The sequence below is a fragment of the Sinorhizobium chiapasense genome, from assembly GCF_045277575.1.
Classification (GTDB): domain Bacteria; phylum Pseudomonadota; class Alphaproteobacteria; order Rhizobiales; family Rhizobiaceae; genus Ensifer; species Ensifer chiapasense_A.
The window spans coordinates 2,465,848-2,488,451 of the sequence record NZ_CP144206.1 but is presented as its reverse complement, the minus strand read 5'-3'; the positions used below and the strand labels follow the sequence as shown (position 1 = coordinate 2,488,451).

General features: G+C 61.9%; 21 protein-coding genes. 10 read left to right on the top strand and 11 right to left on the bottom strand.

Translation table 11 applies throughout. The annotated features are described in order from the left end of the window. Window positions 1–5 precede the first annotated feature (5 nt). From QM996_RS30345 to QM996_RS30310, 8 genes are all read right to left on the bottom strand, one after another. Window positions 6–1,220: a trans-sulfuration enzyme family protein gene (locus QM996_RS30345; protein WP_334198722.1), complete on the bottom strand. Its 1,215-nt coding sequence runs from the start codon at window positions 1,218–1,220 to the stop codon at window positions 6–8. A gap of 158 nt (window positions 1,221–1,378) precedes the next feature. After that, on the bottom strand, window positions 1,379–2,257 hold the full coding sequence (dapA, locus tag QM996_RS30340) for a 4-hydroxy-tetrahydrodipicolinate synthase (RefSeq protein WP_334197500.1): 879 nt from the start codon (window positions 2,255–2,257) through the stop codon (window positions 1,379–1,381). A gap of 31 nt (window positions 2,258–2,288) precedes the next feature. Next, entirely contained in the window at window positions 2,289–2,978 is a 690-nt protein-coding gene (locus QM996_RS30335; RefSeq protein ID WP_334197499.1) for an ABC transporter permease, read from the bottom strand. Window positions 2,979–2,989: 11 nt separating this feature from the next. Next, window positions 2,990–3,712: an ABC transporter permease gene (locus tag QM996_RS30330; protein ID WP_334197498.1), complete on the bottom strand. Its 723-nt coding sequence runs from the start codon at window positions 3,710–3,712 to the stop codon at window positions 2,990–2,992. A gap of 112 nt (window positions 3,713–3,824) precedes the next feature. Next, window positions 3,825–4,595 (bottom strand): transporter substrate-binding domain-containing protein, encoded by a 771-nt coding sequence (locus QM996_RS30325; RefSeq protein ID WP_334197497.1) that lies wholly within the window; start codon window positions 4,593–4,595, stop codon window positions 3,825–3,827. 39 nt (window positions 4,596–4,634) lie between these two features. Then, entirely contained in the window at window positions 4,635–5,414 is a 780-nt protein-coding gene (locus QM996_RS30320; protein WP_334198721.1) for an ABC transporter ATP-binding protein, read from the bottom strand. A gap of 129 nt (window positions 5,415–5,543) precedes the next feature. Continuing rightward, entirely contained in the window at window positions 5,544–6,953 is a 1,410-nt protein-coding gene (locus QM996_RS30315; RefSeq protein ID WP_334197496.1) for an aldehyde dehydrogenase family protein, read from the bottom strand. After that, a complete protein-coding gene (locus QM996_RS30310) occupies window positions 6,950–8,014 on the bottom strand; it encodes a homoserine dehydrogenase (protein ID WP_334197495.1) in 1,065 nt (354 codons plus the stop codon). Before QM996_RS30310 ends, QM996_RS30315 begins: the two co-directional genes overlap by 4 nt. 173 nt (window positions 8,015–8,187) lie before the next feature. On the opposite strand from QM996_RS30310, the gene QM996_RS30305 reads away from it, so the two are divergent. Further along, on the top strand, window positions 8,188–8,655 hold the full coding sequence (locus QM996_RS30305; protein WP_173519158.1) for an Lrp/AsnC family transcriptional regulator: 468 nt from the start codon (window positions 8,188–8,190) through the stop codon (window positions 8,653–8,655). A 548-nt stretch (window positions 8,656–9,203) separates the two neighbouring features. Here QM996_RS30305 and QM996_RS30300 read toward each other — a convergent pair. Beyond that, window positions 9,204–10,106 (bottom strand): GNAT family N-acetyltransferase, encoded by a 903-nt coding sequence (locus QM996_RS30300; RefSeq protein ID WP_500270440.1) that lies wholly within the window; start codon window positions 10,104–10,106, stop codon window positions 9,204–9,206. A 252-nt stretch (window positions 10,107–10,358) separates the two neighbouring features. On the opposite strand from QM996_RS30300, the gene argE reads away from it, so the two are divergent. The 6 genes from argE (at window position 10,359) to QM996_RS30270 (ending at window position 16,976) form a co-directional block, all read left to right on the top strand. After that, window positions 10,359–11,492 (top strand): acetylornithine deacetylase, encoded by a 1,134-nt coding sequence (argE, locus tag QM996_RS30295; RefSeq protein ID WP_334197493.1) that lies wholly within the window; start codon window positions 10,359–10,361, stop codon window positions 11,490–11,492. 24 nt (window positions 11,493–11,516) lie between these two features. Continuing rightward, window positions 11,517–12,440 carry a 2-hydroxyacid dehydrogenase gene (locus QM996_RS30290; RefSeq protein ID WP_334197492.1) on the top strand — a complete coding sequence of 308 codons (924 nt, stop codon included), beginning with the start codon at window positions 11,517–11,519 and terminating at the stop codon, window positions 12,438–12,440. A 24-nt stretch (window positions 12,441–12,464) separates the two neighbouring features. Continuing rightward, a complete protein-coding gene (locus tag QM996_RS30285; RefSeq protein WP_334197491.1) occupies window positions 12,465–12,821 on the top strand; it encodes a cupin domain-containing protein in 357 nt (118 codons plus the stop codon). 158 nt (window positions 12,822–12,979) lie between these two features. Further along, the gene (locus QM996_RS30280) at window positions 12,980–14,443 is read left to right on the top strand and encodes an aldehyde dehydrogenase family protein (RefSeq protein WP_334197490.1); all 1,464 of its coding nucleotides are present in this window, start codon (window positions 12,980–12,982) and stop codon (window positions 14,441–14,443) included. 10 nt (window positions 14,444–14,453) lie between these two features. Then, on the top strand, window positions 14,454–15,494 hold the full coding sequence (locus tag QM996_RS30275) for a tartrate dehydrogenase (RefSeq protein ID WP_334197489.1): 1,041 nt from the start codon (window positions 14,454–14,456) through the stop codon (window positions 15,492–15,494). Between the two features lie 24 nt (window positions 15,495–15,518). Next, window positions 15,519–16,976 (top strand): NAD-dependent succinate-semialdehyde dehydrogenase, encoded by a 1,458-nt coding sequence (locus tag QM996_RS30270; protein WP_334197488.1) that lies wholly within the window; start codon window positions 15,519–15,521, stop codon window positions 16,974–16,976. Window positions 16,977–17,079: 103 nt separating this feature from the next. On the opposite strand, the gene QM996_RS30265 is transcribed toward QM996_RS30270, so the two are convergent. Both QM996_RS30265 and QM996_RS30260 read right to left on the bottom strand, forming a co-directional pair. Next, window positions 17,080–18,354, bottom strand: coding sequence for an NAD(P)/FAD-dependent oxidoreductase (locus tag QM996_RS30265; RefSeq protein ID WP_334197487.1), 1,275 nt, complete (start codon window positions 18,352–18,354; stop codon window positions 17,080–17,082). A 16-nt stretch (window positions 18,355–18,370) separates the two neighbouring features. Continuing rightward, window positions 18,371–19,039, bottom strand: coding sequence for a haloacid dehalogenase type II (locus QM996_RS30260; RefSeq protein ID WP_334197486.1), 669 nt, complete (start codon window positions 19,037–19,039; stop codon window positions 18,371–18,373). 325 nt (window positions 19,040–19,364) lie between these two features. Here QM996_RS30260 and QM996_RS30255 point away from each other — a divergent pair, with 325 nt between their 5' ends. The 3 genes from QM996_RS30255 to QM996_RS30245 all read left to right on the top strand — a co-directional run bounded on the left by QM996_RS30255 (window position 19,365) and on the right by QM996_RS30245 (window position 22,544). Beyond that, entirely contained in the window at window positions 19,365–20,198 is an 834-nt protein-coding gene (locus QM996_RS30255; RefSeq protein ID WP_334197485.1) for a GNAT family N-acetyltransferase, read from the top strand. A gap of 12 nt (window positions 20,199–20,210) precedes the next feature. After that, window positions 20,211–21,587: an aspartate aminotransferase family protein gene (locus QM996_RS30250; RefSeq protein WP_334197484.1), complete on the top strand. Its 1,377-nt coding sequence runs from the start codon at window positions 20,211–20,213 to the stop codon at window positions 21,585–21,587. A 240-nt stretch (window positions 21,588–21,827) separates the two neighbouring features. Next, on the top strand, window positions 21,828–22,544 hold the full coding sequence (locus QM996_RS30245) for an HAD-IA family hydrolase (protein ID WP_334197483.1): 717 nt from the start codon (window positions 21,828–21,830) through the stop codon (window positions 22,542–22,544). Window positions 22,545–22,604 lie beyond the last annotated feature (60 nt).

The following is a 22,604-nucleotide window of genomic DNA, read 5'->3' as shown; positions in this document are numbered from 1 at the left end:
CAGGTTCACGCATTGATCGCTTGGTCGAGGTCGGCAATGAGATCACCGGTCGCCTCCAGCCCGACCGACAGCCGGAACACTCCATCGCCGGCAAAGCGGCGGTAATCAGCGAGCTGCTCACCTGTGAGTCCGTAGGTCGATTTCATCATTTCCTGCGTATCGAGCAACACTACGATTGAGCGCTGATGACCGAGCGAGAAGGCATAATGAGCAACCTTGAGATGCACAGCGAGCTTACGGGCCATCGTCGCGGGGTCTTTCACCTGAAAGGTCACCACGCCCCCGAACAGATCCATCTGGCACTTCGCCAAGTTATGCTGCGGGTGGGAGGGTAGTCCTGGGTAGGCTACAGCCGCCACCGCCGGATGACCTTGCAGGAACGTCGCGATCTTTGCCGCGGAGTCAGAGATCGCCCGCATGCGGGGAAACAGCGTGTCGATGCCACGCAGGATGAGCCAAGCGTTCATGGCCGGCATTGACGCACCGAGATATACGCCGGCGCGTGAGCGGATTTTCTCCACCAGCTCCTTGCGTCCGCAAACGACGCCGCCCAACGTATCGCCATGCCCGTTGATAAACTTCGTCAGGGAATGGATTACGAGATCCGCTCCGAGTGTCAGCGGCTGCGTGGCCACAGGAGTGGCTAACGTTGAATCGACCGACATCAGAGCACCGTGCCTTCGTGCAAGGCCGGCGATGGCGGCAAGATCAGTCAGGCGCAGGATCGGATTGCACGGACTTTCGCAATGGACGAGCCTAGTATTGGGCTGGAACGCGGCAGCAACCTCCTCGGTGCGCGACATGTTCACCGGCGTCACCTCAATGCCGTAGTCCGGCAATATGCGCCGGGCGAGTTCGTTGGCACCGGCATAGCAAACGTCGCTCAAAATCAGGTGGTCGCCCTTCTTCAAGAAGGTAAGGAACGTTGCGCCGATTGCCGCAACGCCCGTTGCCGTGGCAACCGCGTCATCGGCGGCTTCGAGTGCGGCAAGGCGCTGCTCCAGCTGCCGCACCGTAGGATTGGTCCAGCGCGCATAGAGGAACGGCAGCGCGGTCAGATCGTCGACGCCATCCGCGGAAAAAGCTCCGTCACCGGGTGTCAACACATTGTTGACGGACATGGAAACGTTGGGGGCGATGGCCTTCGTCGAGGGATCGATGACGAGCCCGCCGTTCAGAGCGAGGGTTTCGCGACTGAGACCCATTGTAGCGCCGGGCATGCTCTTGTTCTGGGCTGGCTCGCGCTCTAATAGAGCTGGGAGTGTCGTTGCCATCTAGGTTTCCTCCTGGGCATTCATTCCCTGACTAGGGATGGTGGCGTCGTTTGCGCTGACTTTGCCTTTGCTGCCTAAGGCAATCTGGCCGAGAGATCGGCAGATCAGACCAAAAGACCGGCATGTCGCATGGCTTGATCGATTTCGGCTTCCACCGCGGGCGCGACCGTTACGAGCGGCAGACGCACATCTCGGCGCATGCGCCCCTGGCGCCAGAGGGCGTATTTCGGACCCGCCGGGTTGGTTTCCAGAAAAAGCGCGCGGTGCAGTGGCATCAGGCGGTCGTGAACTTCGAGCGCGCGACGGAAATCACCCTCAAGACACGCGGACTGGAACTCCGCACAAAGTCGCGGCGCGACATTTGCGGTCACGGATATACAGCCGTGTCCACCATGCGCCATGTAGCCAATGGCTGTGCCGTCCTCGCCCGATAGCAGATTGAAATCTCGACCGCAGGCCATTCGTTCCAAGGAAGGACGCAGGAGATTGGCGGTGGCGTCCTTGACGCCGATTACGTTTCGGCAATCCCGTGCCAGACGAGCAAGCGTGTCCACCGAGACGTCGACGACGCTACGTGGTGGTATATTGTAGACAATGATCGGAATAGAGACCACCGCGTCAATGGCGCGGAAATGCTGGTAGAGTCCCTCTTGCGTCGGTTTGTTATAATAGGGCGCGACGACAAGCAGCGCATCGGCGCCCGCCTCCTGCGCGTGCCTTGAAAAGTCGATCGCCTCATCAGTGCTGTTAGATCCGGCGCTAGCGATCACAGGAATTCGTCCCCTCGCTACGTCCACAGTCAGTTCAATCAGCCGCTTGTGCTCGGCGTGTGAAAGTGTCGGGCTCTCTCCAGTCGTGCCGCAGGGGACAAGACCGTTGGTGCCCTCCGCAATCTGCCATTCGACGAGCGACCGAAAGGCCCCTTCATCAACCTTCTCGTCTTGAAACGGTGTGACAAGAGCCGTGATCGATCCTGTAAACATCGCAATCTCCGTTTGATTTCCACCGGCGATGTCAGCGCCGTATCGGCACCTGCATCTCGACGATGCGGAAGGCGCGCGTGATGATGAGGGTGAGGCAGATATAGAAGACGGTCACGACGGCCAGAGGCTCGTAGACAAGTAGCGTGTCCTGCCTGATCTTGTAGGCGACGGCATAGAGATCCATCACGGTGACGGTGAAGGCGAGCGGTGTCGCCTTCAGTTGTAGCACCACCTCTCCGGTGATCGTCGGCAGGGCGATGCGGATCGCCCGTGGCAGCCATATTCGCCGCAAAAGGGTCCACCGCGTCATGCCGAAGGCGCACCCGGCTTCCAGTTCCCCCTTTGGAACGGCGAGCAGCGCGCCGCGCAGCACCTCCGCCTCATAGGCCGCGTAATTCAGCGTGAAGCTGACCGCCGCGAAGAAGAAGCCCTCGCGCACGATCGGCCAAAGGAAGCTTGAGCGCAGCCCAGGGATCATAGGCAGCAGAGACCCGACGCCATAGTACAGCAGCCACAATTGGATGAGCAGGGGCGTACCACGCAAGCATGTGCAGTAGGCCTTTGCGAACCATCGCAGCCAATGGGGACCGCTCACCTGCGCGAGCGCAAGGCCGATCGCCAAAACGAAGCCGAAAGTGACCGAGATGAAAAGCAGAAGTATCGTCTGTAAGGCACCTGCGGCGATGAGCGGCCAGTAGTTGGAGACCCACGAGAAATCCATTGTGCGTCTCCTCAGGCTGCTCTTGCCTGGCCGCGCCGGAAATAGGTCTCCAGACTAGCGAACACGACATTGGAGGCGAGCGTGATCGCCAGATAGATTGCGGCAGCGGCAAAGAAGAAGAGGAAATAATGTTTGGTGTTTCCAGCGGCGAGACGTGTCGCAAGCGCCAGTTCCTGGTAGCCAACAACGGCGATCAACGCACTGTCCTTGGTCACCGACATCCAGAGATTGGCCATGCCGGGTATCGCATTCGGCATTAGCGCCGGCAGAACGATCCGGCGGAAGCGCAACCAGGGTCGCATGCCAAAGGCGCTCGCGGCTTCGATCTGGCCCGCAGGAATGGCAAGAATTGCACCGCGCAGCACCTCGGTCATGTAGGCGCCCTGCACGACCCCGAGTACAACAACGGCGGCGAGGAAGCCGTTGATCTCGATAGGCGGGAAGCCGAGTGCGGAAAGCAGCCTGTTGATGCCGTCCGTCCCGGCATAATAGAGGCCAATGATCAGGATCAGTTCCGGGATAGCGCGCACGGCCGTCGTATAGAGATCAAGCAAGGTGGCGACGGCACGGCTGCCCTTGAGTTTGCCGGCCGCAGCCGCGAGACCGATCAATATACCGACCAGGTACGCTCCGAGCGAAATCATAATGGTCGAGGCCGCGCCCGAAAGCAGTACCCCGCCCCATCCCGGTGGGTTGGGCGAAAGCAGTTCAAAAATGGATAAGCGTGTCTGCATGAACAACAGCTCCGCGGCGTCCGAGCAGGATCATTGCGGCTCGAACGCTTTGTCGTTGAGAGGGTGCAATCGGCGGAGATAGAGCGGGTCGCCTTAACTCCCGCTAGGTCGGCTATTCGCCGTAGGGATCGAAGTTGAAATACTTCTTGGAAATCTCTGCGTATTTTCCGCTAGCTCGAATGGCAGTGATGGCGGCGTTCAACCTCGCGAGCAGCACGGAATCTTCTCTGCGCAATCCGCCGCCGATCCCCTGGCCCAGAACATCCGGGTCATCCTGGACATTACCCTTGTCCTCGCAACAATCCTTGCCAAAATCCGATCCAAGGAAGGTCATCAGCGGAATGGAGTCGCCAAACACGTAGTCCACGCGGCCGACTGCGAGGTCCTGGAAAGCCTCATCCAGCGTGGCATAGGTCTTCTCGTCAGCGACGCTCGCAAAGTGCTTCTTGTAATATTCGGTCTGGACAGTAGAGACCTGGATCGCAATCGTTTTGCCGGCGACGTCTTCCGCGGTAGTACCGCTTTTGCCGTCTTGTGCACCAATCAGTTTGCTTGGTGTGTTGTAGTACTTGTTCGTGAAGGCGATTGTCTTCTTACGTTCATCCGTGATCGACATGGAAGACCAGATGACGTCGAATTTCTTTGACTGAAGACCGGGGATAAGCCCATCCCAAGACATGTCAACGACCGAGCAGCTTTCCTTCATTTCGGCGCAGATCGCATCCATCAGATCGATTTCCCAGCCGATCCATTTGCCCGACGCGTCCTTGGTAAAGAACGGCGGATAGGCTTCGTTCATGATGCCAAAGCGCACTTCCGCACTCGCGCCGGCACCCGAGGCGAGAAGAGCTGCTCCGGCAATAAGGTAAATTGCGGTCTTCATGTCAGTTCCCTTTCGTTTTTGGTTGGTGCACGGCCACGCTCAATGGCGTGACGAGCCTGTGAATTCGCGACACCGGGCGCTGATGGGAGCGCCAAAGATTTGCTCCGGTTTGCCCTCTTCCTCAACGCGGCCTTGATGCAGGAACATCACGTGGCTTGAGACGTCGCGGGCGAACTTCATCTCGTGCGTTACGAGCAGCATCGTGCGGCCCTCTTCCGCGAGATCTCGGATGACCTTGAGCACTTCCCCAACGAGTTCGGGATCAAGAGCCGAGGTCGGTTCGTCAAACAGCATCACGGACGGATCCACGCACAGCGCCCGCGCTATTGATGCGCGCTGTTGCTGGCCACCTGACATGAAGGCGGGGTAGACGTGGCGCTTTTCGTAGAGCCCAACTTTATGCAGCAGCGCTTCAGCTTTCTCGGTCGCCTGCCTGCGGCTCATCCCGAGCACGTGGACCGGCGCTTCGATGACATTCTCAAGGACAGTCATGTGTGCCCAAAGATTGAAGCTCTGGAAAACCATGCCGAGACCGGTCCGGATGCGCGCTACTTGTCGCCAGTTGGCAGGACGGACGCGACCGGCCGATCCAGTCTTCATTAGAACTTCCTCACCGTTGATGACGAAACGGCCGCGGTCCGGGAGCTCGAGAAAGTTGATGCAGCGAAGGAAGGTACTCTTGCCGGATCCTGAGGATCCGATCAGCGAGATGACATCACCCTTGCCCGCAGCAAGTGATACGCCTTTCAATACCTCGTGGGTGCCGTAACTTTTGTGTACGTCGTCGACGCGCAGTGCGCATGAAATGCTGGATGTCATTGGTTCCCCACTTTTTCCGTGGCTTGTTTTGTCGCAATTTAGCAATCGCTTGCGCGGTTTTGCCGCGCAATCGTAATGGACTAAGAGAATTTTCCGCGACATCCCTCTAAAAATCGCGGCTTTTCAGCGTCACTGCCCGTTGATGCAGATCACCTTGGGTTGGGTCATGTCCTCGTAGGCAAAGCGCACGCCTTCACGGCCCATGCTGCCGTGCTTGAAACCTCCGAACGGCATGGCGTCAAACCGATAGTCGGAGGAATCGTTGATCATGACTCCACCGGCCTCGATGCCGGTTGCAGCCTCCAGTGCAACGGCGAGATTGTTGGTGAAGACGCCGGCATGCAGGCTGTAGTCCGGTTCGTTCGCTAGTCGGATTGCGTCCGCAAGCGTCTCAAAGCGCTCGAGTATCGCAACTGGTGCGAAAACCTCCTCCTTCCAGAGTCGATTGTCACGCGGGACGCCTTCGAGCACGGTTGGGTGGTAGACGGCGCCTTCGCGGCGATGGCCGCATAGCAGCCGCGCGCCAGCAGATAGGGCTCTTTCTACGGCTTCTTCGGTGCGTTCGGCCGCAGCAGCCGAAATCATGGGTCCGACGTCCGTAGCCTCAAGGCGCGGGTCTCCGGCACGAAGGCTGCGGGTGCCCGCGACAAATGCCTGGCGGAACTTTTCGTAGAAGGCGGTTTGGACGAGAATGCGTTGCGTGCCGATGCAGTTCTGGCCGGCCGCCCAATAGGCGCCCGAGATGCAGCCTTCCACCGCCTTTTCAAGTTCGCTGTCTGCCATGACGATAACCGGAGCATTGCCGCCAAGGTCCATGGCGAGCTTCTTCAGACCGGCCGTCCGCGTGATTGCCTCGCCGGTCGCAAAGCCACCGGTGAATGACACCATGCGGATATCGCGAGCTGAGACAATGGCGCGCCCCAGATCCGCGCCGCCAATCGCGACGGTGACGATTTCCTCTGGCAGGCCCGCTTCGATCAACGTCTCAACCAGCTTGAGAGCGGAAAGCGGCGCGAGCTCCGACGGCTTCAAAAAGACCGAATTGCCACCCGCGATTGCAGGGCCAAGCTTGTGCGCTACGAGATTCAGCGGATCATTATAGGGGGTGATGGCAGCAATGATTCCAAGCGGTTCGCGTGTGAACCAGCCTTGGCGCGCCTCGGAGCCCGCGTAGGCGTCGAACGGAATAATCTCGCCGGCGTTGCGCTTGGCTTCCTCCGCAGAGAGCTTCAACGTGTTCACGCAACGCGATGCCTCCTTGCGGGCCTGCGTGATCGTTTTGCCCGCCTCGCAGACAATCGTGCGTGCGAAATCCTCGAGATGCTCCCCGACGAGCAGTGCTGCTTGTTCCAGAATGGTGGCCCGGCGATGCCTGGGGAGCGCTCGCGACACCGCCGCCCCTCGCTTGGCGCGCTCAAGAAGGGTGCCAACCTCATCGGACGTGCTGGCTCTTACGCTTCCGACGACCATGCCGTCATAAGGATTGAAAACGTCGATCAATTCCGCAGTCGAGGCAACTTGAAGCTTGACGTTTGTCATTCCGCTGCCTCCTTGATGGAGCCGGCCGACGCTGAGCGGTGGATAGCAATGATATCGGAGAGAAGAGCATAAGCGGTCTCGACCCTGCCAGCTCCCGGACCCGTTACCGTCACTGAACCGAGCATCTCGGTGGTGAAGGACACCGCGTTTATAGCGCCACTCACTCCCGCGAGTGGATGCGCGAACGGCAGACGGCGCGGCGCGACAGATGCCTCGACGCTACCGTTCTCTAAACGCGCTGCCGAACCGATCAGCTTCCAGCGGTATCCCTCTTTGGCGGCTGTCTCGATGTCCATGGTGGTGAGCGCCGAAATTCCTTCACAAGAGACGTCCGTCGGTTTGAGCGCTGCGCCCAGCAGTTCATTTGCCAGAATGACCACCTTGAGACGAACGTCGTAGCCTTCAACATCAGCGGTCGGATCAGCCTCGGCGTAGCCGAGCCCCTGGGCCTCTTTGACCGCCGCAGAAAAATCGAGCCCGGCCTCCATGCGACCGAGGACGAAATTGGAAGTACCGTTGAGGATGCCTTCGAATCCACTGAGGCCAGCGCCGGCAAGTGCGTTCTTCGCCAAACGTATGACGGGTGTTCCACTCATGACGGCCCCTTCATACTCGAAATGAACATGGTTACGACCAGCCAACGCCTTGAGGTCGGCGGCTGCCAGCGCCACCGGACCCTTATTGGTGGTCACAACATGCTTGCTACTCTCGAGCGCCCAGCGGCAATGGGCAACGGCCGGTTCTCCGTCATGCGGGTTCGTGAATGTGGCCTCGACAACAATGTCCGCGGGCGCCTGCCGGATGACTTTTTCGTTGTCCGCTTCCGCAGATCCACCGGAAAGCCTGGCGAAGCCGCCCTTCTCGAAACTGGTCTCAACGAGCATTCGTGCATCAATGCCATTTCGCGAGACGACGGAGCCAAGATTAAGATCGGTCACCGCGACAATGTTGAGCCGGAAGCCGAGTTCCGATTGCCAGAGCTCGTTTCGCTCGGCCACGAGCTGCGCGAGAGCGCGATTGACTCCACCGAATCCGATAAGAGCTATGTTGTACTGTACCATGTCGGTTCCTCATCCTGGGCGATGAGAAGAGCATGACGGCCGGCAAACGCAGCAGGAAGGTTCCGAAATGGCCAAAGATCTGGCCGCTTTGACAAGCGTGCGCGACAACTGCGCAAATGTGGCAGAAAGCGTGGTAGTGCAGAGGCGGCCAAGGAACTGCCTAGGATGAGAGAATGGAACCGATTGACGACTTCGACCGCAGGATTTTGAGCATCATTCAGGTTGACTGCCAGATGAAGGCGGAGGCCATCGGCGACTTAGTGGGTCTGTCCGCATCAGCCGTGCAGCGTCGCCTGAAACGGATGCGGGACTCAAACATCATTACCGCCGAGATTGCTATTATCGACCGCAAAGTCGCCGGCAACCCCATGACGTTTATCGCCGGAATGGAGATCGAACGCGAGAACTACGACGCCCTGTCGAAGTTTCGCGTCTGGCTTGCCAAACAGGAACATATTCAACAGGTCTACTATGTGACCGGTGCAGTGGACTTAATCGCGATTATCACGGCTCGGGACGTTGGCCAATATGACGAGATCACTGCCAACTTGATGTCAGAAAACCCGCAGATCAAGCGCATTCACACCAATGTCGTGCTAAAAGATATTAAGCTCGGAATGTTCGTACCGGTCGCAAGCTAGTCCAAGCGCTCCCGCGGCTACAAGGACGCAAGCTGACCGCAGATTCGCGGCGCCTTCCGGTGGATACACTATGCGATCAGCCCGAACGTGAACCTCCGCAGAGCATTCAAGCGCGGGCTCGTGGAGAAGGGCTCCCTCAACCCGAAGCGGACTGTCAATTCACTGTGCGGGGACGGTAGTTCGCGCCCGCGAAGGGCATCCTCTAGCCGTGCTCCGATAGCAGACATATGGTGGATCAGGCGCAGCGGCATGTTTGCGCCTCGTTCTTCCCGTTCAGGGGTACGAAGCCGCTGGTTCGACTTGCAGGTAGGGTCACCGTTGCCCGTCACGACACCGCGCGCTCACATTCCTGGGCAGTCAGCTCAGCAGAGCCGACCGTGGTCTGAAGCCGTCCGACTGTTTCAGCCCTTGTGGAGACGAGTGTTCAACACTCGGCAAATCTCCCGTCTTGCGGCGTCATTGGATCGAAGCTTGCCGGCGACGATCACCAGCGGCGCTCGGCCGTGGCCCTTCAAGAGCTCTCGTTTCTGGTCAGCCGGCAGGAATAATCAGCCCAGGGACTGCGACGCTAGGGCATAGACCACCGGAGCACCATTTTCTCCCGTGCCATAGCTGGCGCCTTCCTGGGTCACCATCGTCCTCACGGTGTTGTAGACGCCGAGCCCGCACTGGTGGACGAAGGCAGCAAACGCGCCCGTGTCGAAATGCGTATCGATGCGAAGAAACCGGCCTACATTGGCGCCGACATGCGGCTGGGTGACCACAATGGCGTCCTCGTCGCAACCGGCCACCACCGGCCCGACAACATGTCCCCGCCCGAAGCGACGAAGCATCGAAAAGGCCCGCAATTGTCGGCCCTGGTAGAGACCGTAGCATATCGAACTGTCGAACAGCCGCGCCAGGTGCAGGCTCCGCGCCGTACCGAAGGCTGGAGCATCAAGGGCAATGACCGCATCCAGATCGGCACGGTCCAACCTCCTCAGGACAAGATCTTTGCCGAGTGGCGGAAGCTCCATGGCGGTCATCACCGTGCCCTGACATTGATAGACCTTCCCCTTCGGCATGAAGCCCAGAGACGCATAGAGCCGCCGGGCTTCACGGGTCGAATTGAGGCGGATGCAGCCATGACCACAGTCCGCCATGATCCGGTTCATCAGCCATTTTGCCGTGCCGTTGGCCTGCAACCTTGGCAAGGTTATCAGCATCCCGAGGGTCGCGAAACCTTCGCCATGCGGGAACCACATGGCGGACGCGCCTATCCGGCCGATCTCATCGAGCGCGACATATCCCCTCCCGACGTCAAGGAGATGCTGCCAGTCCGCCGCCCGGTGAGGCCATTCCACCGAGATCGACAAAGCCTGCAACTGGGAAAGTTCGACATCCGCGATGTCCGCGAAGCGCATCTCGAAGTTATCGACACTCAACGTCCCTGGTAGTTCGCTATCCATCATTCACCCAGCGAAACGACACGTCCTCCTCCGGGGCCGAGTGCCCGGATGTCCCGGCGGCTATGTTAGTTGAGATCCTGCAAAACATTTCACTGCTGAAGCGAAGGCTCGCACAAGATTTGACCGTATCGCTTCCTCTTTCGGCAGCTATTAGTTTCGTATGCCTCTACTTTGATTGTCAAAATTGGTTCGCCTCTCCTGCTGGAACATGGCGGGGTGCGCAGGACGTGACAGCGTTTGGAACGGGAACTAATAATGAAGCGCGCCATGGACATCCTGGAAAAGCTGGTCAGCTTTCAGTCGGTGGTCGGCACGCCCAATGGCGACATCGTCGAATGGATCGCCGACTATCTGAGATCCTTCGGTATTGCTCCGCAAATCCTTCCCGGGCCGGAAGGAGACAGAGCGAACCTCTTCGCCACGATCGGTCCCGCCGACAGGTCGGGCTACATCCTATCCGGCCACATGGACGTTGTCCCGGCCGGGGAAGCGGGGTGGGACGGTGATCCCTTTGTGTTGAGGCTCGAGGACGACAGGCTCTATGGACGCGGAACGACCGATATGAAGGGGTTCCTGGCTGTCGTCCTGGCAGCCGTCCCCTCATTCCTCTCGCGCCCGCTCTCTCGCCCGATTCACCTGGCTTTCTCCTATGACGAGGAAGCCGGTTGCCGCGGAGTGCCGCACCTGATCGCTCGTCTACCGGATCTATGCGCGCCGCCGCTCGGCGCAATCATCGGGGAGCCGAGCGGGATGCGGGGCATTCTCGCCCACAAGGGAAAGGCGGCGGCACGACTGACACTCAGGGGCCTTTCCGGTCACTCCTCCCGGCCGGATCTGGGCCTCAATGCAATCCACGCCATGACCGAAGTGCAGCAGGCCGCCGTCGCAACGGCGATCGACCTTGCGGAAGGACCGTTCGAAGACGAATTCGAACCGCCCTACTCGTCCTTGTCGATCGGCACGATCAGCGGTGGTCAGGCTGTCAACATCATTCCTGAGCTCTGCAACCTGGAACTAGAGGCCAGGGCCATTTCGTCCGTTGACCCCGAAGCGTTGCTGGCTCCGGTGCGAGAAGCTGCAGAGGCTTTGGCATCAAACGGCTTCGGGGTCGATTGGCAGGTTCTCAGCGCCTATCCAGCGCTCTCCCTCGCTCGGTCCTCTCCCCTCGCCGGTCTACTGAAAGACTTGACGGGAATCGAGCCGCTCGCCGCCGTCAGCTATGGAACCGAGGCCGGGCTCTATCAGCGCGCCGGCGTGGATGCGATCATCTGCGGCCCCGGCGACATTGCGCGTGCCCACAAACCCAACGAATTCATTCTCGCAAGCGAACTCGCCGCCTGCCAGTCGCTGGTCGAGGCACTGGGGCGACATTGCCGCGCGGACCCTTGACCGAGCCAGGATCGGATCCGGACGATGACCTTTCTCTTCAATTCCGATGCCGCTCGCGGCCAGATATTCCGGGACACCTTTGCTCGCGAAATCCCGGACCTGCCGTTCTCGATGGACCCGACGACGGTCGATCCTGACGAGGTGCGCTATCTCATGACCTGGACCGTCCCGGAGAACCTGGCGCGCTACCGCAATCTGGAGGTGCTGTTCTCGACCGGCGCCGGCATCGACCAGTTCAGCGCCGCCAGCGTTCCTGACGACGTGAAGATCGTGCGCATGGTCGAAGAGGGCATCGTGCGGATGATGCAGGAATACGTCGTCCTCGGCGTTCTTTCGCTCCATCGCAATCTGCCGGCCTACCTGCAGCAGCAGCAAGCCGAGGTCTGGAAGGTCCTGCCGCAAGCCCAGGCCGGCGAACGCCACATCGGCGTGCTGGGGCTCGGCAGCCTGGGCCAGGCTGTGCTCGAGCGCTTGAAGCCCTTCGGATTTCCGCTGTCCGGCTGGAGCCGCTCTGCCCGGGAGATCGAGGGCGTCCGATGCTTCTCCGGCCCAGCGGGTCTGGTGGCCATGCTGGCAGAAACCGACGTGCTGATCTGCCTTCTGCCCCTGACAGACGACACCCGCGGCTTCCTCGACGCCGGGCTTTTCAGCCAACTGCCGAGAGGCGCCGGACTGGTCCATGTCGGCCGCGGACCGCAGCTCGACCAGGAGGCGCTTCTCGCCGCGCTCGACAGCGGCCACATGTCCGGCGCCGTGATCGACGTCACCGATCCGGAACCGCTGCCGCCCGGCCATCCGTTCTGGCATGACGCCCGCATCCTGCTGACCCCCCATATCGCCAGCATCACCCAGCCCCACACGGCCGCACGCGCCGTGATCGACAACATCAGGCGGCTGCGCGCCGGGCTCGATCCGATCGGCCTGGTCGATCGGCAGCGCGGCTACTGAAACCTCAACCCCGAAAGGAATGCCATGTCGCTCCTCAAGACCATCGAGACCAACCCTACCTTCGCACCGCGCGAAAACACGCCCGCACCGGATCGGTTGATCTCCGGCAATCCCCAGCTCAAGACCTGGGCGCAGGACGAAGCCCATGGCGAGCTGGTGCACACCGGGGTCTGGGAAGCGACCCCGGGCGTCACCCGCTCGATCAAGGGCCAGACCTTCGAGTTCTGCCACATCCTGTCCGGCGTCGTCGAAATCACCCCTGAAGGTGGCCAGCCGGTCGTCTACAAGAGGGGCGACAGCTTCGTCATGAAGCCGGGCTTCGTTGGCATCTGGAAGACCATCGAAACCGTCCGCAAGATCTACGTCACCGTCACGCCCTGACGCACGCGCCGCGGCGCGGCACCCGGTTCGGGCCCGCGCCGCAGAATACGCTGTGAAGCGCCGCCAAAACGGTGACTTCGGCTGCGGCCATCCTCTCAACCGGATCAACCTGTCCTGGCGATCCGGTAGCGTTGCAGTCAGATGACGGAGACATCCCGATGAGCCTGAGTTTCGATCCTGACAGCCTGGCCCTGCCGGTGGGGCATTTCATCGGCGATCGCCTGGTGGCGGCCGAAGGCGCCATCGCGATGCACCGACCGTCCGATGGCAGGGGCTACGCCGCCTGTCCGATTGCCGACGCCGATCTTGTCGACCAGGCCGTGCAGACCGCAAAATCAGCCCTCAAGGAAACCAACTGGGGCGGGGTCCGTCCACGTGAACGGCTGAAGCTTCTGCATCGCTGGGCCGACCTCATCGAACAGGACGCAGTGGCGCTGGCAAGACTGGAGGCGGTCGCCTCAACCCGTCCGGTAGGCCACCTGGTCGAGGGCGACATCGCCATTTCGGCCGAGCAGATCCGTTTCTTCGCCGAATTCGCCGACAAGGAAAGCAGCGACCTGGTGCCGACCGACGATGCCAGTCTCGGCATGATCATGACGGAACCCTACGGCGTCGTCGGCGCGATCACACCCTGGAACTTTCCGATCAACATGGCCGCATGGAAGCTCGGTCCGGCGCTCGCAGCCGGCAACGCGGTCGTGCTGAAGCCATCGGAGATGACGCCGTTCTCGACGATCCGGCTGGCGGAACTCGCCGTACGTGCCGGCATTCCGGCCGGCCTGATCAGCGTCGTGCTCGGTGATGGCATGACCACCGGCAATGCCATCACCGGCCATCCGGACATCGCCAAGATCAGCTTCACCGGCTCCACCCGCGCCGGCTCGGCGATCATGGAGAACATCGCACGCACCGGCGTCAAGCCGATGACGCTGGAGCTCGGCGGCAAGAGCCCGCAGATCGTCTTCGCCGATGCCGACATCGATCGGGCAGCGGCGGCAGTAACCGCGAGCATCACCAGCAATGCCGGCCAGGCCTGCGTCGCCGGATCGCGCCTGATCGTCGAGAAGAGTGTCGCGGCCCCGCTGATCGACGCCATCCTGAAGAAGATGAAAGGTGTCGTGCCGGGACCGACCTGGGATGCGGCGAGCCAGTATTCGCCGATCATCTCCGAAAGGCAGCGCCAGCGCATCGATGACATCGTCGCGGCCTCCGTCGCAGCCGGAGCCGAATGCCTGACGGGTGGCCGTTCCATGGACGCGCCGGGATATTTCTATGCGCCGACCTTGGTTGCCGGCGTCGACCAGCGCTCTCCCGCCGTCATCGAGGAAATCTTCGGGCCGGTGCTGACGCTGCAGACCTTCGAGGACGAGGAAGAGGCCGTGCGCCTTGCCGACCATCCGAGCTATGGACTGGCCGCCGGCCTCTTCACCCGCGACCTCTCCCGGGCCATCCGCCTCACCCGGCAGCTGCAGGCCGGCACCATCTGGGTCAACCGTTACGGCCGCTCGCGCGACCACATCCTCCCGACCGGGGGCTACAAGCAGTCCGGCATCGGCAAGGATCTCGGCCGGGAGGCATTTCAGGCCAATCGAAAGAGCAAAAGCGTCTTGATCAGCCTCTGAGGACGAAACCATGAAGACACACACGATAGCCCTGATCCCCGGCGACGGCATCGGCCGGGACATGACGGAAGCCGCCTGGTCCGTGCTGCAGAAGGCAGCCGTGGCGCACGGATTTGCCTTGAAGGGAACCGTATTCCCGTGGTCCTGTGCCTTCTACAAGGAGACCGGCGCGATGATGCCGGCTGACGGCATCGACACCCTGCGCAGCTTTGACGCGATCCTGCTCGGCGCCGTCGGCTGGCCGGCGGAGGTTCCGGATTCCGTGTCGCTGCATGGCCTGCTGCTGCCGATCCGCAAGAGTTTCGCGCAATACGCCAACATCCGTCCGCACCGCCTGCTGGCCGGCGTCGAGGGGCCGCTCAAGACAACCAGGTTCGACATTCTCTGCATCCGCGAAAACACCGAGGGCGAGTATTCCGGCGCCGGCGGCCGCATCCACCAGGGCACGGCAGACGAAGTGGCGGTCGAGACGTCGATCTTCACCCGCACGGGCGTCGAGCGCATCCTGCGCTTCGCCTTCGAACAGGCCCGGGCGCGGCGCCGCAAGCTGGCCTCGGTGACCAAATCGAACGCCCAGAAATACTCGATGGTCTTCTGGGACGACGTCACGCGGCAGCTCTCGGCGGAATATCCCGACGTCGAGGTCACCAGCTATCACATCGACGCGATGGCGGCACGCATGGTGATGGCGCCGGAAACGCTCGACGTGGTGGTCGCCTCCAACCTCTTCGGCGACATCCTGACCGATCTCGGCGCAGCCATCCAGGGCGGTCTCGGCTTTGCCGCCTCCGCCAACATCAATCCCGAGCGCAACGCCCCGTCTATGTTCGAGCCGGTGCACGGCTCGGCACCCGACATCGCGCATCTCGGGATCGCCAACCCGATCGCCACGGTCTGGTCCGGCGCCATGATGCTCGATCACCTCGGCGAAAGGGATGCCGCCGGCGCCGTCATGACGGCGATCGAGGCCACCACGGCGGCAGGCATCGGCACGGCTCCCGGCAAGGACCGGACGGACGCCATCACCGCGGCGCTCCTCGCCGCACTGTAAAAATCGTACCCGAGGATCGCAAGCATGCGGAATTTGAAACTCCCCTCCCTGTTTCGCCAAGAAGGCCTGATCGGCGGCGCGTGGGTCGCGGCCCGGTCGGGCAAAAGCGTCGACGTCACGGATCCTGCAAGCCAGGCGGTGATCGGCATCGTACCCGACATGGGGGGCGAGGAGACGCGTGCGGCGATCGAGGCTGCCGACAAGGCCTATCCGGCATGGAAGAAGCGCACCCATGCCGAGCGCGCTGCGCTGCTCGAAGCCTGGTACGCGCTGATGATCGAGCACATCGACGATCTCGCGCTGATCCTGACGACCGAGCAGGGCAAGCCACTCGACGAAGCGCGCGGCGAGATCCGTTACGGCGCCTCCTTCGTCAAGTGGTTCGCCGAAGAGGCGCGCCGCATCGGCGGCCAGACCATTCCATCGCCGACAGCCGACCGCCGCATCATCGTGCTGAAGGAACCGGTGGGCGTCTGTGGCATCATCACCCCCTGGAATTTTCCGAACGCGATGATCACCCGCAAGATCGCGCCAGCGCTCGCCGCCGGATGTACCGTCGTCGTGAAACCTTCCGAGTTCACGCCCTATTCGGCCCTGGCGCTCGGCGTACTCGCCGAAATGGCGGGCATTCCCGCCGGTGTCGTCAACATCGTCACCGGCATGCCGAAGGAAATAGGCAACGAGATCATGGCCAACACGACCGTGCGCAAGATCTCGTTCACCGGCTCGACGCCGGTCGGTTCGCTTTTGATGCGTGGCGCCGCCGACAGCGTCAAGCGGCTCTCCCTCGAACTCGGCGGCAATGCGCCCTTCATTGTCTTCGACGACGCCGACATCGAACTCGCGATCGAGGGCGCAATCGTATCGAAGTTCCGCAACGGCGGTCAGACCTGCGTCTGCGCCAACCGCATCCTCGTTCAGGCGGGCGTCTACGACCGTTTCGCCGAAAAGCTCACGGCGCGCGTCAACGCCATGAAGGTCGGCCCCGGCACGGAAGCCGGGGTTTCGATCGGCCCTATGATCAACGATGCGGCGATCGCCAAGATCAACCGCCATATCGAGGACGCACTCGCGAAGGGTGCCCGGATCATCACCGCCGGGGGCGAACTGCCGGCAGGGCGGCAGTACACGGCCCCGGTCGTCCTGACCGGCGCCACGATCGACATGCAGCTTGCCAGCGAAGAGACCTTCGGGCCGGTCGCGCCGCTGTTCCGCTTCGAGACCGAGGAAGAGGCGATCGCCATTGCCAACGGCACGCCCTACGGGCTGGCGGCCTATTTCTATACGGAAAGCCTCAAGCGGGCCTGGCGCGTCGGCGAGGCGCTCGAATTCGGCATGGTGGGGCTGAACACCGGCCTGATCTCAACCGAGGTCGCACCGTTCGGCGGCGTCAAGCAGTCGGGCCTGGGGAGAGAGGGTTCACAGCTGGGAATCGACGAGTATCTCGAGGCCAAGACCTTTCATATCGGCGGCCTCGCCTGAGCCTGCTGCAGCACTCGAGGACGAAAAAGGTGGGGTTGCGATCGCAGCCCCACCTTTCTTGTTCCCGGCAACAATGAACAGTGCCCTGAAGAGGTACGCCCCGTCATTGGATCTTGTCGAGCATCCTGTAGTAGAGCCCGACCAGTGGCAGGAACCAAGGCTTGCCGAAATGACCCGGCACCGCCGGCCATTCGAGGCCCTTGACCGGATTTCGGTCAGGCCGGCCGAGGATCGCGTCGGCAATCGCCATGCCGAGATGGGTCGAAAGCTGCGCGCCGTGGCCGGAATAGCCCATGGCGTACCATAGTCCGTCATGGTAACCCGCCCGAGGGTAGCGATCCTTCGTGATATCGACCAAGCCTCCCCAGCAATAGTCGATCTCGACATTGGACAGTTGCGGAAAGATGCGGCTGAGGCTGTCGCGAAGGATGGCGCCGCTCCTGGCGTCCGAACGCTGGTCCGAAGTCGCCGAGAACCGGGCCCTGCCCCCGAAGATCAGCCGGTTGTCTGGCGACAGGCGCCAGTAGTTGCCGATATTCATGCTGTTGACGCAGGTGCGGTTGCCCGGCATCGTCGCGGCGATCTCCTGGTCGGTGAGCGGTCGCGTGGCGATGATGAAACTGCCGACGGCCATGATCCGGCGGCGGAAGTAACCGAAATTCGGCGTTGTGTAGGCGCCGCTCGCCACCATGACGTTGTCAGCCGTCACCGTGCCTCTTGCAGTCTTCAATGCATGCCGGGCGCCCGACTTCGAAATGTCGGTGACTGTCGCCTTCTCGACGATGATCGCACCGCGCCGCCTTGCCGCTTCGGCTAGGCCGACGACATAGCGCCCCATATGCATCATTGCGCTCTTCTTTGACAGCATGGCGCCGTGAAAGGGCGAACCGATTTCGCGTTTGAGATCATCGGGCGACAGCAGCGCCGTGTCCGGATCGACCTCCGCATGAACCGCCTCAAAATTCTTGGCGAGCCCTTCGAAATGCTGCGGCTTCGAAGCGAGCTTGAGCTTGCCGGCACGGCGAAAGTCGCAGTCTATGCCTTCCTCGGCGATGATCGCTTCCAGCGTGTCGATCGACGCGTCGAGCGCCTTGTAGAGCGCGATCGCCCGCTCCTTGCCGAGTTCATGCTTGGCCGCAAGGTAGCTATGGGCCAGGCCGTTGTTCAGATGTCCGCCGTTGCGGCCGGAGGCCCCGAAGCCGACCGTCTCCGACTCCAGCACGATAACTTTCGCACCGGCCATGGCGAGCTGCCGCGCCGCGCCGAGCCCGGTAAAGCCGCCGCCGACCACGGCAACGTCGTAGTGACCTTCGATCGGCCCCGACACGGCGCCCGCAAAACGGGGCGAGGTATCGTGCCAGTAGGAGACGTATTTCATCGGCTTCGGCCTTTCCTCAGAGACCGACGACGCCCGGCAGGCCGGAAATGTCGGAGATTTCCACATAGCCATAGAAGGGATTGGCCGGCTCGTGACCACGATTGACCCAGACCTTGTTTTTGATGCCGAGGTCGTGGGCCGACATCAGGTCGTAGCGGAAGGACGAGGAGCAATGCAGGATATCTTCCGGACCACAGCCGAGCATGTCGAACATGTATTCGAAAGCCTGGAAGCGCGGCTTGTAGGCGTTTGCCTGCTCCGCCGTGTAGACGGCATGGAAGGGGGCGCCGAGCTTGGCGACGTTGGAGGGAATCTGGTCGTTCATCGCATTGGACAGTATGACGAGCGGGATTTTCCTGGCGACCTTGGCAAGGCCCGCCGGAACGTCCGCATGGGGACCCCAGGTCGGTACCCGCTCATAGACCATCCTGGCATCTTCGTCCTTGAAGGCGACGCCGTTTCGCTTGCAGGTCCGCTCCAGCGAATTGTGGACGACGTCGGCATAGGGTTTCCAATCCCCCATGATCTCGTCCAGCCGGTAGGCCGCGAAGTTCTTGATGAACTGCAGCATGCGCGGCTCGTCGAGACGATCACCGTAGAGGTCGCGGGCAGCTTCAGCCATCTGGAAATTGATGAGCGTGCCGTGGCAATCGAAGGTGATGTATTTCGGGCGGAAGGTAGTCATGCGCTTCGTCCTTGCGTGATGGCCCATCGAGCCTTTCGGGTGAGAACACGATCATATGACCGCTTCCGGCATCAGCGCCGACTGATTTGCCGGAATCCGAAGCAGAAAGTTCCGTATCGTGCCGCCGCTTTGGCATTTGGTTGCAGACGGCGGCCGGCGCGGCCGGGATGTCATGGCTCGTCCCGGCGCCCGGTCGCCGACGCACGGCATAAGATGCGGAACCATGCCGCCGCTTTGGCGAAAGATACCGTCGCCGGCACCGCCTTCGGATAATCGTCCGGCTCCTTCACCACGAAACTCTGGTCAGAAACGGAGAGCACTGTCCATGCACGTCGGGGACATCGAAACCAGAACTTTCGGCATCGAGCACCTGGATGATGCCGCCGACCTGTCGCGCCAGGCCGGCTGGCCGCACCGCTTGCAGGATTGGCAGACCGCGCTTGATCTCAGCCAGGGCGTTGTCGCCGTGAACGAGACCGGCAAGGTGGTCGGCACGGCCCTCATGACGCCCTACGGCAACGATTGTGCCACGATCAACATGGTGATCGTCGATGCGCGCATGCGCGGCCGGGGCGTCGGCCGCCACCTGATGGATGCAGCACTCAAGCTCGCTGGAGAGCGGATGCTTCGCCTGATCGCGACGGCCGAGGGCCTGCCTCTCTATGAGAAGCTGGGGTTCCGGGAAACCGGCGCCATCCTGCAACACCAGGGTGTCGTCGGCGGCATGGCGGCGCCCGAGGGTACGCAAACCGCGACCCCAGGGGATCTCGCCGCGATCATCGCGCTCGACCGCGAAGCCTTCGGCGCCGACCGTTCGGCACTGATCGCAAGGCTGGCCGAAATCGGCGCGTTTGCCGTCTTGCGCCGCGATGCCAGCATCGCCGGCTTCGCCTGCATCCGGGCTTTCGGTCGCGGCGAGGTCATCGGGCCGGTCGTCGCCACAGACATCGACGACGCCAAGGCGCTCATCGTGCATTTCATGAGCCGCCGCACGGGTGCCTTTCTCAGGGTCGACACCGGCGCCAGCACCGGCCTCACCCCCTGGCTCATCGACTGCTCTCTCGCTCATGTCGGCAGTGGCGTCGCCATGGCGCGGCCTGTCCGCCCTGCCGCATCGACAGTTCATACCTTTGCCCTGGCCAACCAGGCCCTCGGCTGATCCGGAGACATCATGTTCAGCAATTCGCTCATCGAACTCGATCGCGCCCATCTCGTCCATCCCGTCGCCTCCTATCGCGGCCACGAACAGCAGGGGGTGCGCGTTCTCGCCTCCGCCAAGGGCGCGACCGTCACCGACGCGCAGGGGCGCCAGTTGGTGGACGGTTTTGCCGGCCTCTGGTGCGTCAATGCCGGCTATGGCCACGATTCGATCGTCGAGGCGGCGACACGCCAGATGCGTGAACTTCCCTACGCAACCGCCTACTTCGGTCTGGGCTCAGAGCCGGCCATTCGGCTAGCTGCCGAGCTTGCCGAACGCGCCCCTGGCGATCTTGACCATGTCTACTTCACACTCGGCGGCTCGGATGCCGTCGACAGCACTATTCGTTTCATTCGCTACTATTGGATCGCCAAGGGCCAGCCGCAGCGCGACCAGTTCATCTCGATCGAACAGGGCTATCATGGCTCGTCGACGGTCGGTGCCGGCCTCACGGCGCTGCCGAACTTCCATGCCGGGTTCGGCATTCCCTTCGAGTGGCAGCACAAGATCCCCTCGCCCTACCCCTACCGCAACCCGGCAGGCGAGGATCCGCAGGCGATCATCGACGCGTCCCTCGCCGCACTGAAGGAAAAGGTCGAGGCAATCGGCGCAGATCGTGTCGCCGCCTTCTATGCCGAGCCCATCCAGGGATCCGGTGGCGTGATTGTCCCGCCCAAGGGCTGGATGAAGGCCATGCGCAACCTTTGCAGGGACTACGGCATCCTTTTCGTCGCCGACGAGGTCATCACCGGTTTCGGCCGGACCGGCCCACTGTTTGCCTGCACCGAAGACGACATCGTCCCCGATTTCATGACCACGGCCAAGGGTCTGACCTCCGGCTATGTTCCAATGGGCGCCGTATTCATGGCCGATCATGTCTATCAGGTGATCGCAGACGGCGCCGGCGCATCCGCCGTCGGGCACGGCTACACCTATTCGGCTCACCCGGTCAGTGCCGCCGTCGGTCTCGAGGTGCTCAAGCTCTACGAGGGTGGCCTGCTGGAAAACGGCATCAGGGCCGGCGCCCGTCTGATGGCCGGCCTGGAGGGCCTGAAGGCCCATCCGTTGGTCGGCGATGTCCGGGGCCGCGGTATGCTGGCGGCGATCGAGCTCGTCACCGACAAGGCCGCCAAGACGCCGCTTCCGGCGGAGGCCGCGCCTGCGCGCCGCGTCTTCGATCGTGCCTGGAACAATGGCCTCATCATTCGCGCCTTCGCCAACGGCGTGCTGGGATACGCGCCGCCGCTGTGCTGCTCGGATGCCGATATCGATGCGATCATCGAGCGCACGACAAAGACGCTGGACCAGACCCTCGAGGATCCCGATGTCCGGCGCGCCGTCAGGGGCTGAGCCCCTTCAGACCCCGGCTGGCCGAAATATCGCGGCGGCCCGAATTTCGGAATTTTGTGCCGCTCGGCCCGGCCGATTCGGCGCAAATGGTTCGGACCAAGTGGCACTATCTTAGCCAATGAAGGCCTCAAACCCCGGAAAATCCGGGGTTTGCATGAAAATACGCCGAGGCCGGGGACAGCATATTCTTTCGCCGAGCTGCCATTAAGCGTCACCTGCGACCTAACTGGGGATTTGGAATTGATAAAATCTCTGCCGGAATTCAAGTACATGACCTTCGACGTGGTCGGCACGCTCATCGATTTCGAGGGCGGTCTGAAGTCCTGCCTGCAGGAGGTCGCCATAGAAGCCGGCGTCGAGATCGACGGCGAAGAGGCGCTCTCGCTCTATCGCGCCGCACGGTACTCCGACGACGCCGATCTCTTTCCGGACGACCTGGTGCGCGTCTATCTGGACATCGCGCCGCAGCTCGACTTGCCGTCTGAAGAGGCCCATGGCATTCGCCTGCGCGATTCCGCCAAGACCTGGAAGGCGTTTCCCGACAGTGCCGAGGCAATGGCAGAGCTTGCAAGGAACTACCGTCTGATTGCCATGACCAATGCTCGTCGCTGGGCCTTCGAGCACTTCTCGAATGCGCTCGGCAATCCTTTCTACGCGGCGTTCACCGCTGACGACACCGGCACCGAAAAGCCGGACCCCGCCTTCTTTCATCAGGTCTTCGACTTCGTTTCGCGTGAAGGTGCCAGCAAGGACGACATCCTGCACGTGGCCCAGAGCCAGTATCACGACATCGGCGTTTCCCGTGACCTCGGCATGACCAATTGCTGGATCCAGCGGCGCCACGCCCAGCCGGGCTATGGCGGCACGATCGAACCGGCCGAGTTCACCAGACCCGACTATCATTTCACGTCGATGGCCGAACTGGCCGAGGCTGCAAGGACAGCACGCGGAGGCTGACGGGATTTAGGACTTTTCAAGCATCGGACCAACCCACGGAAGATGGGGCGCCCGCCAACC